This is a genomic window from Neobacillus cucumis (assembly GCF_023715505.1).
Genome location: NZ_JAMBOH010000057.1, coordinates 1 through 15,918, shown reverse-complemented (window position 1 = coordinate 15,918; position 15,918 = coordinate 1). Strand labels below are relative to the sequence as shown.

Annotated in this window: 20 protein-coding genes and 1 pseudogene; 18 read left to right on the top strand and 3 right to left on the bottom strand. The window is 33.5% G+C overall.

Translation table 11 applies throughout. The features are described from left to right. The 3 genes and pseudogenes from M3226_RS30685 to M3226_RS30675 form a co-directional block, all read left to right on the top strand. Positions 1–108 (top strand): IS3 family transposase (locus M3226_RS30685; protein ID WP_251573215.1); only part of this gene is annotated, 108 nt, incomplete at its 5' end. A 29-nt stretch (positions 109–137) separates the two neighbouring features. Next, a pseudogene (locus M3226_RS30680) lies at positions 138–287 on the top strand (hypothetical protein); the annotation flags it as partial. Between the two features lie 332 nt (positions 288–619). Further along, positions 620–1,204 (top strand): hypothetical protein, encoded by a 585-nt coding sequence (locus tag M3226_RS30675; RefSeq protein ID WP_251573209.1) that lies wholly within the window; start codon positions 620–622, stop codon positions 1,202–1,204. A gap of 46 nt (positions 1,205–1,250) precedes the next feature. On the opposite strand, the gene M3226_RS30670 is transcribed toward M3226_RS30675, so the two are convergent. Next, entirely contained in the window at positions 1,251–1,655 is a 405-nt protein-coding gene (locus M3226_RS30670; RefSeq protein ID WP_251573207.1) for a hypothetical protein, read from the bottom strand. A 211-nt stretch (positions 1,656–1,866) separates the two neighbouring features. On the opposite strand from M3226_RS30670, the gene M3226_RS30665 reads away from it, so the two are divergent. Next, complete coding sequence (locus M3226_RS30665; RefSeq protein WP_251573206.1) at positions 1,867–2,106, top strand: hypothetical protein; 240 nt, start codon at positions 1,867–1,869, stop codon at positions 2,104–2,106. Next, positions 2,106–2,282 carry a hypothetical protein gene (locus M3226_RS30660; RefSeq protein ID WP_251573204.1) on the top strand — a complete coding sequence of 59 codons (177 nt, stop codon included), beginning with the start codon at positions 2,106–2,108 and terminating at the stop codon, positions 2,280–2,282. The genes M3226_RS30665 and M3226_RS30660 overlap by 1 nt, the downstream gene beginning before the upstream one ends. Positions 2,283–2,527: 245 nt before the next feature. Here the strand turns inward: M3226_RS30660 and sinI are convergent, their stop codons facing one another. After that, positions 2,528–2,662 carry a DNA-binding anti-repressor SinI gene (gene sinI / locus M3226_RS30655; protein WP_251573202.1) on the bottom strand — a complete coding sequence of 45 codons (135 nt, stop codon included), beginning with the start codon at positions 2,660–2,662 and terminating at the stop codon, positions 2,528–2,530. 591 nt (positions 2,663–3,253) lie between these two features. Between sinI and M3226_RS30650 the strand changes: the two genes are divergently transcribed. After that, positions 3,254–5,176, top strand: coding sequence for a BglG family transcription antiterminator (locus M3226_RS30650; protein WP_251573200.1), 1,923 nt, complete (start codon positions 3,254–3,256; stop codon positions 5,174–5,176). A gap of 83 nt (positions 5,177–5,259) precedes the next feature. Here the strand turns inward: M3226_RS30650 and M3226_RS30645 are convergent. Then, positions 5,260–6,401, bottom strand: a protein-coding gene (locus tag M3226_RS30645; RefSeq protein WP_251573198.1) for an IS3 family transposase whose coding sequence is annotated in 2 segments (ribosomal slippage) — positions 5,260–6,155 and positions 6,155–6,401 — 1,143 coding nt in all. Because the reading frame shifts where the segments join, the coding sequence is not laid out codon by codon here. A gap of 206 nt (positions 6,402–6,607) precedes the next feature. On the opposite strand from M3226_RS30645, the gene M3226_RS30640 reads away from it, so the two are divergent. The 12 genes from M3226_RS30640 to M3226_RS30590 all read left to right on the top strand — a co-directional run bounded on the left by M3226_RS30640 (position 6,608) and on the right by M3226_RS30590 (position 15,593). Next, positions 6,608–6,925 (top strand): PTS sugar transporter subunit IIB, encoded by a 318-nt coding sequence (locus M3226_RS30640; RefSeq protein ID WP_251573196.1) that lies wholly within the window; start codon positions 6,608–6,610, stop codon positions 6,923–6,925. A 46-nt stretch (positions 6,926–6,971) separates the two neighbouring features. Continuing rightward, positions 6,972–7,328, top strand: a complete 357-nt coding sequence (locus M3226_RS30635) for a PTS lactose/cellobiose transporter subunit IIA (protein ID WP_251573213.1) — start codon at positions 6,972–6,974, stop codon at positions 7,326–7,328. An 82-nt stretch (positions 7,329–7,410) separates the two neighbouring features. Continuing rightward, the gene (celB, locus tag M3226_RS30630; RefSeq protein WP_251573194.1) at positions 7,411–8,733 is read left to right on the top strand and encodes a PTS cellobiose transporter subunit IIC; all 1,323 of its coding nucleotides are present in this window, start codon (positions 7,411–7,413) and stop codon (positions 8,731–8,733) included. A 259-nt stretch (positions 8,734–8,992) separates the two neighbouring features. After that, positions 8,993–10,468 carry a glycoside hydrolase family 1 protein gene (locus M3226_RS30625; protein WP_251573191.1) on the top strand — a complete coding sequence of 492 codons (1,476 nt, stop codon included), beginning with the start codon at positions 8,993–8,995 and terminating at the stop codon, positions 10,466–10,468. Positions 10,469–10,665: 197 nt separating this feature from the next. Next, positions 10,666–10,932 carry a phosphocarrier protein HPr gene (locus tag M3226_RS30620; RefSeq protein ID WP_251573190.1) on the top strand — a complete coding sequence of 89 codons (267 nt, stop codon included), beginning with the start codon at positions 10,666–10,668 and terminating at the stop codon, positions 10,930–10,932. Between the two features lie 458 nt (positions 10,933–11,390). Beyond that, positions 11,391–11,564, top strand: coding sequence for a hypothetical protein (locus tag M3226_RS30615; protein WP_251573187.1), 174 nt, complete (start codon positions 11,391–11,393; stop codon positions 11,562–11,564). Between the two features lie 2 nt (positions 11,565–11,566). After that, on the top strand, positions 11,567–11,965 hold the full coding sequence (locus M3226_RS32910; RefSeq protein ID WP_374110709.1) for a CBO0543 family protein: 399 nt from the start codon (positions 11,567–11,569) through the stop codon (positions 11,963–11,965). 352 nt (positions 11,966–12,317) lie between these two features. Continuing rightward, on the top strand, positions 12,318–12,515 hold the full coding sequence (locus M3226_RS30610; RefSeq protein ID WP_251573185.1) for a hypothetical protein: 198 nt from the start codon (positions 12,318–12,320) through the stop codon (positions 12,513–12,515). Positions 12,516–12,950: 435 nt separating this feature from the next. Continuing rightward, entirely contained in the window at positions 12,951–13,802 is an 852-nt protein-coding gene (locus tag M3226_RS30605; protein WP_251573183.1) for a hypothetical protein, read from the top strand. Positions 13,803–14,028: 226 nt separating this feature from the next. Further along, positions 14,029–14,565, top strand: a complete 537-nt coding sequence (locus tag M3226_RS30600; RefSeq protein ID WP_251573181.1) for a DUF3916 domain-containing protein — start codon at positions 14,029–14,031, stop codon at positions 14,563–14,565. 256 nt (positions 14,566–14,821) lie between these two features. Then, a complete protein-coding gene (locus M3226_RS30595) occupies positions 14,822–15,028 on the top strand; it encodes a hypothetical protein (protein WP_251573179.1) in 207 nt (68 codons plus the stop codon). A gap of 232 nt (positions 15,029–15,260) precedes the next feature. Continuing rightward, entirely contained in the window at positions 15,261–15,593 is a 333-nt protein-coding gene (locus M3226_RS30590; protein ID WP_251573177.1) for a hypothetical protein, read from the top strand. Positions 15,594–15,918 lie beyond the last annotated feature (325 nt).

Below are 15,918 nucleotides of genomic sequence, written 5' to 3'. Positions count from 1 at the left end.
GAACTTTTTGATTATGTTAATTGGTACAATAATATCCGTTCGCACAGCACACTTGACTACTTAAGTCCGGTGACTTATCGAAACTTAGCCCTTAAAAAAAATGTTTGATTTAGTGTTGACATACCAAAGCGCTTAAGGGTGGATCGGCAAGGTTTTTGTATAAGGAATTTCCTGAATCTAAAACAGATCATGGAAGCAGCCTGTGGGAGTCAAAGTATGTAATCTCTACTGATGAAATGCAGTTAGAAAAAATGATTGAAAACTATAAAGGTGTCTCAACTATTTAAGCCTCTTTTCTTTTATGGGGGCTTTTTTGTTTTAACATCACTAATAATTAACGACTCGAATACGCTGAGTATGGAACCGAGAATGAGGTATTCTTCAAATTTAAAGTAGATTTTTTCAGCAAAAAAAATAGAGCATTTAAGCTCCCGTTGAGTATCAGCCCCACCTACGCTGTATACCATGTGGCCACGGTTGCTCACATAACACTTGCATAATATTAATTCCACTTATATTTCAGAATTCTTCTTACGTATGGACTTTTTTAACAAAAGAAGGGGTTTATTATATTAATTTAAGTGCACAAATTATGATAATCGCAATAAGGAGAACGATAATGAGCAAAATTTTTTCATTAATAGGGGCTGGAATAGGTTTATTAGTAGGTGTGAAAGCATTATTATCAAAGTCTGAATTGGAACAAGCTTTTTTAACTCAAGAGCAGCTTATAAAACTGGGTCTTTATAGATTAATCAGTTTGTCTGCATTCATCGGGGTTTTGGCAGCTGATCTTTATTTTATGTGGTCATTAATGTTTAGGGGAAAAAAATATGAAACGACAGACTGGAATTATGTATTAGGATTAGGAATTGCCTGGTTTATTTTTGGACTTATGTTTGTAAGTATGTTTACGACTATAATTGTACCGGTTTTTGCTAAATATCACTTTAAATATAAAGTACACATACCAGGTACAGGGGACGTTTATATCCATAAGATGATGAATCCAGAGGTATGTATCTGTTCAAAAGATCCACATCAAGACATAAACCAGGATGATTCTGAAACGTACCTTTTTAGTTTCAGTGATATACAAAAGTTGCCAATAATTAAGAAAAAATTTCAAAGGCCCCAAACTAAAATACAAAGATTTCTTAAGTATAATTCCCCCGAACCAGTAAATACGAATACAGTTAGTTAAATATTAAAGGTCCGTCTGTAATAGGGCAGACCTTATTTTATTATTCTTATTCGGGGTCGAATATTTCTACTTCGGTAGTAACAGTAAAAAGAGGGCGGGCGCGACTGGGAATTCTCCATTTGTGCCTTACTCTGGCTCTACGAATAGTGTTCTTTTTCTCGTTCTCGTAGTGTTGTTCGGCTATTTTAACATATTTAATAAAATTCGGATCATCCCAAAGCCTTTTGTATTCTTTTTTTGTGATTTTCCCACATACCACTTTCCCTTTGTAAATATCTCCGGTATGAACTTGTAACTTATGTGAAGAATTAACGCTGTGCCCATGCGGAACAGAAGGGAATGGGTCTGCGTCATAAGAGTGAAACGTCCATTTCATTCGATTCATTTCAAAGGGAGGACAATACCCTTTTTTAAATTCAGGTTTATGAACCTTAGAGGGTTTAATTCTCATATTCTTCTCCTTTGGAATATTGTTTTCTTTCTATAATTCTATTAAGAATGTAATCCTTCCTTCTGGAGCCATTCAAAAAAAGATCACGCTTTACTCGTTTTAAAGGTTTCGTTAAAGACGAAAAACTCCTTTTAATTAAAACGTTCACTAATTTGTCGAGATACCTGGAATAACCCGTGCCTTATACTCAAAGGGAAGGAGTTGATACAGTATGGAAAATATCCCATTCGATGGGGTTTCGTGGTCATTCTATAATGAGCATGGTGATCTGGTTGAATTAGATGTGTTTTACTTCCCCGGATTGATAAAAGTCAGTGCTTTACTTTGTGAGGATAAACCTAAATACAGAGATTATGTTGGAGAAGGAGAGCATCGGAACAATAGAAAGAAAGCAATCCAGGCAGCACTCATTAATTTAAACCGGAAGGCATACGGAGAGAGGATTAAGTAATGAAAGAAAAGATAAGCATAGAAGAAGACTTGCAGAATCCGATTTATAGGATGGTAGGACAAAATATTAAGAAATTACGTATTATTAAGGGTTTGGATCAGGATGAATTAGCCACAATGACTGGATATTGTCGCTTAACGATAAGGGAAAGAAAAGAGTTTCACTGGGTGCCTTAGATACAATCGCAAAAGCATTGGGAGTTCCGATCAATATCTTTTTAGCCGAAAATTCATCTAGTGAGATGAGATATTGGAAAAAAGAATACATAGATACCGAGAGGAAATATCAAGTTTTGAAATTGAAGGTTAACGAATTAGCGAATCTGGTGAAAGAATAACGGGTAAAAATAGAAAATTACAATTTTTGTTGCTATTTTTTATTTATTTTGTGTTTCTGGATTTTCCCTCTCAACCGTAGCCCGTTAATTCTTGTTTTCCCTTATCTTTTTTTCGTCTTTTAAGAATTTCTTGAATTTTTCTTTACTTACATTTGATATCATTGCATCTTTTACTAACTCTACCCATTCCTTGGGAAGTTCTTGCTCACTTATCTTCATTGTTAACCTCCTATAAAAATGAATTTTTTTGTCCAATCATATTACAACATTCGAAATAACGAATGCGTTTTTATGGGTTAATCAATGAACAACCTATTAATAGAGGGAGAATTTTTTTGTTAAGTTTAAGAGATATATTAGTTTAGAATAAATAGTGGTGAACCGTATCATAAGTAAATGAGGTTTTTATCTTTTAGCGTACAATGTCTATTATTAAAGTATTAATGAACTTATATACACTTACCAAAATTACCCCCTTTACAAGAAATAATAAACCAAGTTATTTTAAGTGGAAATAGTTTGTCCCTTAATAGCACAATGCGACAAGCGAAAATAGATCCAAGTGAATGATCTTCACTTGAGTCTGTTTTAATTCGTGTTTTGATGTGTTCTGCTTTTTTGGATATGCATAAATTCTCGCAAACATCCTTCCTTTTATTTTATGAATAAACGATTAACTAATGAAGAACGATGATATTGAAGGAAAAACTCAGAAGATATGATAATGTATAATTTAAATGAAACTAACGTACGTCATTTCAAAGCACCTTTTTATATTTTTAATAAGTGTTTAAAGAAAGAGGGATAAGATTGTTTTCAAATCGGCAAAAAAAAATACTTTTATACTTAACTAATACCAATCAACCTGTCACAGCAATATGGATTTCTAAAGAATTAAATGTTAGTGATCGAACTATCCGTAATGATTTAAAGGATATCCAAATGAAGAGTGCCTCATTGGGTCTAAAATTAGAACTGATTCGGGGAAAAGGGCATAAAGTAACAATTACTGATAAGGAATTGTTTAATCAAAAATTCTTAGAGTTATCTAATAATGAATTAAGGCATACTACAATTGACTTTTCTGAACAAGAGAATAGGATTTTTTATTTGTTGAACCGTTTTTTGTTAGAAAATAGCTATATTAAATTAGAGACAATTGAAGAAGAAATGTTTGTATCTAAATCCACAATACAAAACGATTTAAAAGAAGTACGCAAAATACTGACAAAGTACAATCAGAGTTTGGTAAACCGACCGCATTATGGTTTGTATGTTGACGGTGATGAATTTATGAAACGAATGTGTTTATCAAATTATTTATACAAAAGAGAAGAAAAATACAATTCACCCCATGAGGAAATTCCTTTATTTGATAAAAAGGTATACAAAAAATTCAAAGAAATAATAATCGAAAAAGTAAACAAATACAAAATTGAAATATCAGATATTGCTTTAGATAATCTTACTATTCATATAGTCATTGCTTGTAAGAGAATCGAAGAAGGTTTTACGGTTGAACAACCGTTGTTAAATCTTAAGGATGATTACCCTTTGGAAAAAATTGTGGCCAAAGAAATTGTCAAAAAAATAGAAGCTTATACAGGGTTGCTTTTTCCTAATTCCGAGATTAATTATATAATCATTCATTTATTGGGTACAAAGTTGTTTCCTAATGAAAGTTTGTCAGAATTCAGTAAGTTTGATGAAGTGAAATCCATTTTGCATTGTATGTTGAAAAGATTACAGAATGAATTAAACTGGGATTTTCACGAAGACTTTGAATTTATTCAAGCACTAACACTTCATATCAGGCCTGCAATGAACAGACTTAGATACAAAATGAACATTAGAAATCCTTTATTAACTGAAATTAAAGTAAAGTATCCAGCGGCATTTGAAGGAGCCCTTATAGCTAGCAAATGTATTAAAGAACATTTGAATTTAGAAGTAGGGGAACATGAAGTGGCGTATATCGCTTTGCATATTGGGGTTGCTTTAGAAAGAATGAAAAATAAAACTAGAAAAATAAAAAGAGTGATTCTTGTATGTGCTTCAGGTATCGGAAGTGCCAAATTGCTTTATTATCGATTGATCAATTTATTTGAACAGGACTTACAAGTTGTAAATACGATTAGCTATTATAAACTTGCTGAATCCGATTTATCCTCTATTGATTTTATTATCAGTACAGTTCCGATCGATAAAGATGTAGGTATACCCATCATTGTTGTAAATACATTTTTAGAAGGTGAAGATATTAAAAGAGTTAGGAACGTTTTGTCGACTTCGAAACAGCTGGATGAAACTCATACTTATCTAAATCCATCTAGGATATTTGTGAAAAAAGAATTAGCAACAAAGGAAAGCGTCATTCATTTTTTAAGCAATGAGTTAGTAAAACTAGGACTTGTACCAGATCATTATGAATCCTTAGTTTTAGAAAGAGAGGCATTGGCACCAACAAGTTTTGGTAATCTTGTGGCTATTCCACATCCATCTATACCAGTTACTAAAGAAACTTTCTGGACAATTTGTACGTTAAAACGCCCGATTCGATGGGATGATAAGCAAATGGTACAGTTAATTTGTTTGTTAAACATTAAAGAAGGAAATACTACCGATCTAGATAAAATGTATAAAAAACTCATTTCCCTTATAGAGGATAAAGAGATCGTCCAACAAATTATCTCCAAAAACACAGTGGAAGAAATACTAGAGATTATAATCTAATAATCCTACCCTAAGAGTATTTTGTTTAATCATTCAAGATCTGATGAAACACAGGTAGCAGAATATGGTATGTCAACACTAAATCAAACATTTTTTTTAAGGGCTAAGTTTCGATAAGTCACCGGACTTAAGTAGTCAAGTGTGCTGTGCGAACGGATATTATTGTACCAATTAACATAATCAAAAAGTTCAAGAGAGAGTTGTTCAAGGGTAAGAAAGTGCGTACCGTTGATTAATTCTGTTTTTAGTATCTTAAATGTAGCTTCTGCCACCGCATTATCATAAGGGTTCCCTTTTTGGCTTAGAGAGCGTGTAATCTGAAATTCATTTAATAATTCATCAATATCAACATTCTTAAATTCAGATCCACGATCTGTATGAAATATTTTCACATTTTCTAATGGACGTTTGACCGATGCGAAGGCACGCTGAACTAAAGCTGCATCTTTGCGCTCTCCAGCGCTGTAACCAACTATTTCTCTATTATATAAATCTATTAAAAAACAGACGTAGTTCCAATACTGTCCTACTCTGACATAGGTCAAGTCACTGACCAATACAGACATCTCTTTGTCTACATGAAATTCTCGATGTAACACATTTTGAATGGATTCTTCATTTGGTGGTGAAGTCATTGGTTTGTAGGACGCCTGTGCATATTTCGATTGCATTCCAAGTTCCGCCATTAATCGACCTATGCGCCGTCTGGAGACCGTGTGACCTGTTTTAAAAAGGGCATTTTTAATTTTACGAGTTCCATATACTTGACGGTTTTTGTTGAAAATCATTTGGATTTCTTCTTTTAATTTTTGTTCTAGTTCAGCTTTTTCTTGTTCTTTTTGAGCTGCTATTTCTGTTTCGTAGTAAAAAGTACTACGAGCAATTTGTAGGACTTTGCACATTGCTGATACCGAATATTTGTGACGATTTTTTTCAATCACTTCTATTTTCGTCCCATGATCAGCGCGGCTTGCTTTAAAATATCGACTTCCATTTCTAGCTGCTTATTTCTTTTTCTTAACTCCACTAATTCTTGTTCTTCAGGACTTCGATTGTCTTTCTCTTTAAAAGACCCGGACTGTTGGAATTGCGTAATCCACCTGTCTAAAGCAGATGCAGTTAATTCATATTCACTGACAATATCTTGGCGACTTTTCCCATTTTCATATAAAGCCACCACCTGCTTTTTGAAATCTGTTGTAAACGTTCTTCTTTTTTGGGTCATAGTAGACACTCCTCACTTGTTATGTATTATTCTACTTGCCCTTATTTTTATTGTCCAACTAAGTGTAACCTATCCAATATTCCTAAGTGACCATTTAGAATGTAAACGTTTCCTGTTGCTTTTGGAAAAAGATTCTCTTAAAAAGGAAGCGCTATAAGGTTAAACTTAAGTTGTTAAGTAAAAGAAAAACCTAAGGAGGAAATGAAATGAAAACAATTATGTTAGTGTGCGCTGCTGGAATGAGTACAAGTTTATTAGTGACAAAAATGCAAAAGGCAGCTGAAGATAGAGGGATTCAAACAGATATCTTTGCCAAATCGGCACCTGAAATTGAATTTACTTTGCAAGAGAAAAAAGTAGACGTCTTATTATTAGGGCCTCAAGTGAAATATATGCAAAAACAAATAGAAGTTAAATTAGCGGATAAGAATATTCCAGTTGAAGCGATTAATATGCAGTATTACGGCATGATGAACGGTGAAAAAGTTTTGGAACAAGCATTACAGATAATCGAAAGTAAATAACAAAGGGATTTGATTTATAAATAAAAGGTAAGAAGGTAGATGTGTGATGACAGTAGAAGTAAATGAGTACTATTCAGTGGCGTTTAACATTATTAGTAACGTAGGCACAGCTAAAAGCTTAGTAATGGAGGCGCTTTATGCCGCAAAAGAAGGGGAATTTGAATTAGCAGAAGAAAAATTAGCAGAATCAAAACAGTTTTTTGTAGAAGGACATAAGATGCATGCTTCTTTAATACAAAGAGAGGCTAATGGAGAGCAGCTTCAGTTCTCTCTTATATTTATGCATGCAGAGGACCAACTGATGAGTGTAGATACTATTACACTGCTAGTTACAGAAATGATTGAACTATATAGGCGATCAAAAAAGACCTCGTTGAAGGCTATTTTGAAAACTTCAACTTAAGGTTGATGAAGGAAAACTAGAGTAAAAAAACTAAAAGAGGAAGCAATGCTGCAAAAATATTTTTTTTGGAGAGGGATAAAGAATGGATAAAATAACAAAATTTTTAGAAGAAAAGGTAATGCCTGTTGCAGGTAAAATAGCAAGCCAACGGCATTTATCGGCACTTCGTGATGCAATGGTTTTAACAATCCCTTTTATTATTATAGGTTCTGTGTTTTTAATCTTAGCCAATCTACCAATTCCAGCCTATATAGATTACTTAACTGCTCATCCAAAGATCAAAACCGCTTTACTTTATCCATTTAATGGTACATTTAACTTGGTCGCATTAATAGCTACGTTTGGTGTCGGATATCGACTAGCGGAGAGCTATAAAGTGGATCCGCTAGCATCAGGGGCCGTGGCATTATGTTCATATTTTGTTGTTACTCCTAGCACCATATTTACAGTAGATAAAATGGTTACAACAGCGATGAATGTTAACTATTTTTCAAGTCAAGGTTTATTCGTAGGATTGCTTATTGCTATATTGTCCACCGAAATTTATCGTAGAATCGTTCAAAAGGATATTGTAATCAAAATGCCAGAAGGAGTTCCGCCCACGGTTGCGAAATCCTTCACAACAGTTATTCCAGGATTTATTGCAATCATTACCGTCTGGATTATTCGTTTACTTGTAGAAAATCTTACTACTTTCGGGAGTGTCCATAATATTGTTGGAAAACTTCTACAACAACCCTTAACCAATATTGGAACAAGCTTAGTTGGTACAATTATTGTATTTTTCCTAATCAATTTGTTGTGGACTATTGGGTTACATGGCTCTGTAATAGCGAATTCCGTTATATTGCCTATCTGGTTACAGTTGACATCAGAGAATGCAACAGCTTTCGCAGCAGGGCAACCCGTTGATCATATCGTTACGGCGGAATTTAGATATCTAATATTTATCGGCGGTTCAGGTGCAACGCTAGGTCTTGTTTTAGCTATGGTGTTCCTATCAAAGAGTAAACAAATGAAGCAATTGGGGCGCCTAGCCATTGGGCCTGGACTATTTAATATCAATGAACCTTTATTATTTGGACTTCCAATTGTATTTAATCCAACGATGTGGATTCCGTTTCTCATAACTCCAATTGTAACAGTTTTAATTACCTATTTATCTATGGATTATGGATTAGTTGCGAAACCAATTGGTGTATTGCCTCCTGGGACAACGCCAACACTGATTAATGGATACCTAATGACTGGCAGTGTCTCTGGAGTCATCTTACAGCTTGTTTTATTTGTTACTTCATTCGTTATTTACTTTCCATTCTTTAAAATCATGGATAATCAAAAATATAAAGAAGAACAGACAACACTTACAAATCAAGATGAATCCAAAATATTAAAAGTAAATTAACACCACTATAATCAAAAACAACTCGATGTAAACTTCATTGCCGGAAGTATAGAGGTGCAATTAGTCTAGTGTTGTAAGAGATAAAGATTAATTGAAGAAAGTAACGTGTATAAATATCCAATTATATCATAGCAAAAATATTATTTTTCTGTCAATCTATTGGCTATTAAAGTTAGTTGGAATTCCTAAAGGAATTATTGTTTAAATTTCACATAATTGAATGTAAGTATATGATTATTTTTCAACAGGAGGGTTTACCATGTTTCAACTGAAAACAAAGTTTCCAGAAAACTTTTTATGGGGAGGGGCAACTGCGGCAAATCAACTAGAAGGAGGAAGTAATGTTGGCGGCAAGGGACTTTCTCTCGCTGATGTATATACTTTTGATGAAAGTATTCCGAAGGAACACTGGTCAGATCAATGGCATTTAATGACCCATAAGCAAATTGAAGAAGCTCAAAATCCTGATAGCGATAAATATTATCCAAAAAGACATGGGGTAGACTTTTATCATCATTATAAAGAAGACATCGCCTTGTTTGCCGAAATGGGTTATAAAGCTTTTCGAATGTCAATTTCTTGGACTCGTATTTTTCCTAATGGTGATGAATTGGACCCAAATGAAGAAGGATTGGCATTTTATGATCGTGTTTTTGATGAATTAAATAAATATGGAATCGAGCCAATTGTTACATTATCTCATTATGAAATGCCGTTGCATCTTGCATTAAAGTATGGTGGATGGGTCAACAGGAAGGTAATAGATTTCTTTGTTCGATATGCTACTACAGTTTTTGAAAGATATCAAAATAGAGTGAAATACTGGATGACTTTTAATGAAATTAATTGTGTGAATCATCACCAATATGTAAGTTTGGGCGTTATTGAGGAAAATCACCCTAATATTGAACAGGCAAAATTTCAAGGTGCACATCATCAATTTGTTGCAAGTGCGCTTGCAACAAAAGTATGTAAGGAGATTAATCCGGAAGCGAAGGTAGGCTGCATGATAAGTTATCAGGTTCTTGTACCATACAGCTGTGATCCTGATGATGTTTTTGCTACAGTTGAGAAAGAGCGCATTAATTCTTTATTCTTTAGTGATGTTCAAGCAAAAGGCTACTACCCTGCTTACACGGCCAAAATGTTAGCTGAAAAGAACGTTATAATTAGGACAGAACCTGAAGATGAACAAATAATGAGAAAATATCCAGTTGACTATGTGTCATTTAGCTACTACATGTCCGGTGCAGTCTGTGCACATCCAGAAAAGTTAGAAGGAGTAGAAGGAAACTTACTTACTGGAGGAGTTAAAAATCCTTATTTGCCATCAAGCGACTGGGGATGGCAGGTTGATCCTAAAGGCCTACGAACTGCTTTAAACAATTTATATGACCGCTATCAAAAGCCCATAATTGTTGCGGAAAATGGCTTAGGTGCTATAGATGTTGTAGAAGAAGGCGACCTAATTAATGACGATTACAGAATTTCCTATTTGCGGGACCATATAAAACAAATTAAAAAGGCAATTACAGATGGTGTCGATGTAATTGGCTATACAAGCTGGGGCTGTATTGATATCGTAAGTGCTGGTACCGGCCAGATGTCTAAACGATATGGCTTCATTTATGTGGATCAAGACGATATGGGTAGAGGGACAAAACGCCGCATAAGGAAAAAATCATTTAATTGGTATAAAAATGTTATAGCTACTAATGGAGAACAATTAGAATAAAATTTGTTAAATGAAATGTAGTTTAGTTTTGACTTGAATTAAAGTAGCCAAATCTTCCTCCATTTATTTCTTTAAGAAGAAGCCGGACTAAAGTTTTGTCTGGCTTTTTATGCTAAAAGCGACTTTACGGTTATTATCTCCACATTCAAATGATGAGACACTTTATAAAATTACATATTAAAAGGAGAATGATTGGCATGGCTAGAAAACAATTTAAGATAATCGATAAAACAGGAATTCATGCTAGACCCGCAACCTTTTTAGTTCAAACTGCTAGTAAATTTGATTCAGAGATTACTTTAGAATATAAAGGGAAAAAAGTAAATTTAAAATCAATAATGGGTGTTATGTCTTTAGGAGTAGGGCAAGATGATGAAATTACAATATGTGCAAAAGGAAATGATGAACAAGATGCACTTAGAAACCTTGAAGAAACAATGACTAAAGAAGGATTGGCTTATTAATGAATGTTCTAAATGAAATGTCCAATTGCCTTTTTTTTGTACATTCCATACTGTCATATTAAGCTTTAAATATTCGTAGACAGCGCTTGTGACCTTTTGGCAAGAGTACTAAAGCTATTTGATAGAAAGAAATCATAATTATAAAAACCTCATTTAGATGTGTCACGGAGAACCGTACCACAAATAGACTTTTCATTTATATTAGGTCCTTATTTTGTACTACACTATGGGTATTTAAACTAACATGCGGCAGTTTTCTCAAATAACCTTAATGATTCATTCATACTTTGTTCATTACTTCGTGCTAAGATAATCATCACTCCCATTTTTGGATTATACAGCATAGCCGGGTAATTAATCTTTGCTGAAACATAAGGGCGACGAATATGCCCATATGTTTATAGTAGTGAGCCGATGGGGAAGATAATCTTGAGAACTTGGAAAAGGAGGAATGAAGAATGAATGTTCCATTCACATCAAAGGAAGTCATTACTCACATCCAGAAGTTACAGAGCGAAGGTCAATCTCTAAAGAAAAAAGAGGTAAAACAACTTTATCCTGATTTAATGCGGAGTGCTTTGTATTACTACCCAAGTTGGCAACATGCCTTAGAAGAAAGTAAAACAGGCTAAAATTGTATGATGTTCTTACATATAATTATTCTCTATGGACATTTGGAGATTTCTTTTTACCCACCCATACATTAAATAGTCTTGTTGTAACATTCGTAGGTTTTCCTTGCTCTGTTCTAATATTTCTTTCACGTTTTCCTAAACACTCTAAAATAAAAAAAGTTATATATGTTGCTCTTTGGGCTATTTTATACTTAGCTATTGAGTATTTTTTTGTTGTGATTGATTTATTTTATTACGACAACGGATGGAATATTTGGTGGTCGGCATTATTGGACATTACTTTATTTCCAATGTTATTGCTTCATCATAAAAAACCCTTATTGGCATATTTAATTAGTATTCCAATTATTATTTTTTATTTGTTAGTTTTCAATGTGCCTATTAGTAAAATGAAATAAAATTGATTAAACAAAAATAAGGTATAAGAATAATCAATAATAAAGTTTCTTCAACTATCGGGTGCTTGAGTTGAAAAAAAATCAGTTGCATATGCAGCTTTTTTTGTGCTCTGAATCAATGTAACATAATAGATAAAATGTTACGTTAGACTTCTTATAAAATATTAGACTTGTCTTTTGATGGGAAAAGTATGTATCTTTTAAAAAATAAGTTACATTTATTTCGTTCAAAATACTGGCATTGACCATTCGGGTATAATCTGTAGGATCTACAACAAGGAGTTATTTGGATGCTTGTCGTAATTTTATAAACATGACAGCAAAATTCGAATTGAAATAAGAGGTGATCATAATGATAATGTATGAAGAAGAACTGACTATCCTGAAAGAAAAAGGTGAATTAAAGATTCCTTTAACGGACGTCGACCAAGAATTTTACATTGAAGATGCCTTAAATAGTTTAAATGTTAAATATCATAAGTTTATTCCTAAAAAACAACCTCCTGGTAATAAAGTACTGGTAATAAAAATCAAACATAATTTAAATTAACTTAGGTACTATCCTCTCTTTATGATAGTCTAATTAACGTATGTTTCCGTATTTTGTCGGAATGACTCCTTCTCAATGGAAGTTTCATCTTAGTTTGTGCATATTGTGAAAAGAAACGTCATTACCTTATGTAAAGAATTTAAGCAAGCTCGATGCCAACACTTTGCAAAAAAAGTTCGATAATTTATACAAAAATTTGATAATTTCAAATAAAGTTTGATTACAAGTCCTGTACGATATGCAGGATTTTTTTGCGGGCCAGATTGTTGAGGAAACACAACAGTCGATATACTGATTAAAGATTGTTTGTGAAAAGTTACACTTAAAGTAACGGGCAGGTTAACTTAAGAAGGTGAAAACGAAAAGTGTATAGAATTATTAGTATTGGCTCCTAATGCTATCTTCTAATAAAAAATGTGTAAGGATTGATTTCTATTGTATTTAATCAAAGAAGGCTTCAAATATCATCAAAACTTAGACTGCTTAGCAATCGAGGACGGCAGAATAAATGATTATATTACTCATATCAATGATAACAAGATTAATAAAATATTTATTAGTTCCAGTGACTATTCCATATCTGATGTTGACTTTTTAAAAAATTGCCCTAGTATTAAGCAGATCCATTTTTTTAATGATAAGATTACTGATTATTCGGGGCTAAAATCTTTACCTCATTTAAAAGGATTATATGCTGATGAACCTATTGGGGAATTAAACGTTTCTTATTGTAAAGGATTAGAGGAACTCCAGGTAAATGACTCGAAACTTTTAGTTGGGGTAAATGAGTGCCATAATTTAAAGTTCCTTCAGTTGACTAAGTATAAACCAAAAAGTAAGAATCTGAATGGTTTATCAAATCTAAGCCAATTAGAGACGTTAAATTTATACTTACCAAACATCACTTCATTAGAAGGAATACAACATTTAAAAAAGCTAACTGAGATGGAAATTTATAGAGCAAATAAACTTGAATCCCTTGGGGAACTCGATTGCGTAAAAAGCACCTTAACAAAGTTGAAAATAGAAGCCTGTAAAAAAATCCAAGACATTGATTCTACTGCTCGCCTTCAATATTTAGAGGTTCTAAAGATAATTAATTGTGGCGACCTCGATAATATTCGTTTTATTAAAGAGATCACCTCCTTAAAAGAATTTATTTCTATTGATACAAACATTATAGACGGAGACCTTTCACCTTGCATCGGTCTCGAATACTCAGGATTTTTTGACAAAAAACATTATAGCCATACTTTTAAAGAATTGAATGACGAAAAGTATTGGTAAAAGGTGAGGATACTTTTAGCAGCATCCCATTTAATTTAGTTAGCCATTCAGATTGTGAAAAAAGGTACTTACGCTAACGGGTGCTTTAGCAAAAGTGGATGACCGCTGCTGCGGTCTTTTTTCTTGTTAAGCTAACGTGGATTTTAGCTAAAGAAGGAATTAGTCCCTTTAGCAAAGGAAAATATAGTACCAAACTATTGCCTAATCCCCTGGAGGAATTATTAATATGAAACAGTGGAATGTTTATAACTATTCAAAGCAGAAAGCTAGAGGATTAAGAAGGAGATGCCGTAACTTTTCGAGATATATTCTTGAACATACAGAATCTTTCACTACCATAGGTGGTTCTCATCTTTGGTTTAACTTCTATAAGTTTTTTGGTGATACTCCAAAGGTACCAAATTCGGTAAGAAAATTCTTTGTACAGACGATTATTAACAGAGCTGAGCATTTAATTTCATTAAAGACAGATCCAGAAAAAGAGTATCGTGTCATTTGTGTTTTTAGGCTTCCCGAATTAGAACAGACTCTAATTCTTATACCTCCTACCCAAAGTGCATATGAACGCTTTTTTGATGGTTTCTTTAGTGCAGAGAAATATGGAAGGAAAGCTATCCCAATACATCAAGACTACTTCGAATCTGAATGGGGATTCATTATACCAAAAGGATTAGATGTGCAAGGATATAGAATTGAAGTTAATGAAGAAGAAGATGACCATTGTACTCAAGAAGAGGTATGGTTCATAGGAGAATTAAAGTAAACCCTTTTAAACTTATGGGATTCGGTAGAATCGTTTTTCTTTTTAACAAGTTTGTGAAACTTTGTACTTAAACTAACGGGTGCAAGAGTTTAAGATTACACTTAAACTTACGGGTGCTTTAGTTCAACAGTCGATTCCTTGAAATCGGCTTTTTTATGGATAAAAACTTCCTTAGCGTTGTAAATCCGCATTTTCCTGACGCTACCCCTAATAGAAATAATTTAAAAGTGCAAACTATTTTAAAGGAGGTGAAAACATGCCAGAGATGAAAAATATAACAGGTTTAAAAACAGCAGTTCAACCGACTGAAGGCGGGGAAGGTATACCATCTTTTGCAGGCTCCATTTCAGGCGGTGTTGAACCCCCAGGAGCAACCAATGTTGAATCACCAGGAGCAACTGCTCATGTTTCAACAAACTCAAATGCCCCCAATGACCCGGTTATTGCTCCACCAGAACATTAAGACAACAGTTCGGGAGCCTTTTTACTTCGGATTATGTCCAATTTCTATTATATCTATATATATGAAAGATTGCACGGGAGAGGATGATTCCTCTCTATTTTTTTGCCCAAATTGGAAGAACTCACTAGCTCAATAAGCGCTGACAGAGAACTAATTTCACGGCATTATTAGTAATGTAATCAACATTAACAAAAATATTAACATTAATATATATATGGGAGGAAACAACATTATGAAAAAATTAGTAGCAGGTTTATTATCCGTTGGACTTTTATTTACTGGATTTTCTTCTGCACAAGCAGAAGGAAAAGCGTTAGGGCATTATAAAGATAAAGCACAAGGGAAAGCAATTGGACATATTCAGAAAGTCGAACAAGAAGTGTCAGTGGTTCCAGAACCGACAGTTAAGGAAGTTCCGGTTATTGAGACACTAACAGGAGGTATTACAGACAGTGTTCGTGGAGGTTGTGGTGCGGAATATTATGTTTGTGGATCGAATCCTCAATTGCTCGAAGCAATTATTTTTAAACGGTTTGTGAATGGATCTTTTTTTTTATCTTTCTAAATCCTTAACGTTGTAAATGCAGTTTCTCGAAATTACCCCATTGGTAAACACATTGGAAACAAGTGGTAAATCCGTGGCAATCGCTGGTAAAAAACATGACAGAAGTGGTACATTCTTTTGGCTGTAATCATTTCCATGTAAAAATATAAATCAACTATTACATATATTTCAACATATATGATATTTTTAATACTAATTACTCAACTTTCGCACCTGGAAAAATGTAATGAGTTTATATGTGTGTAATGTTTGGAGTGGTTAAAGTATGGTACTAGACTTTAAATATAGGCATGAAAAAACACCTCTTCATTTGGTATAGTTGATT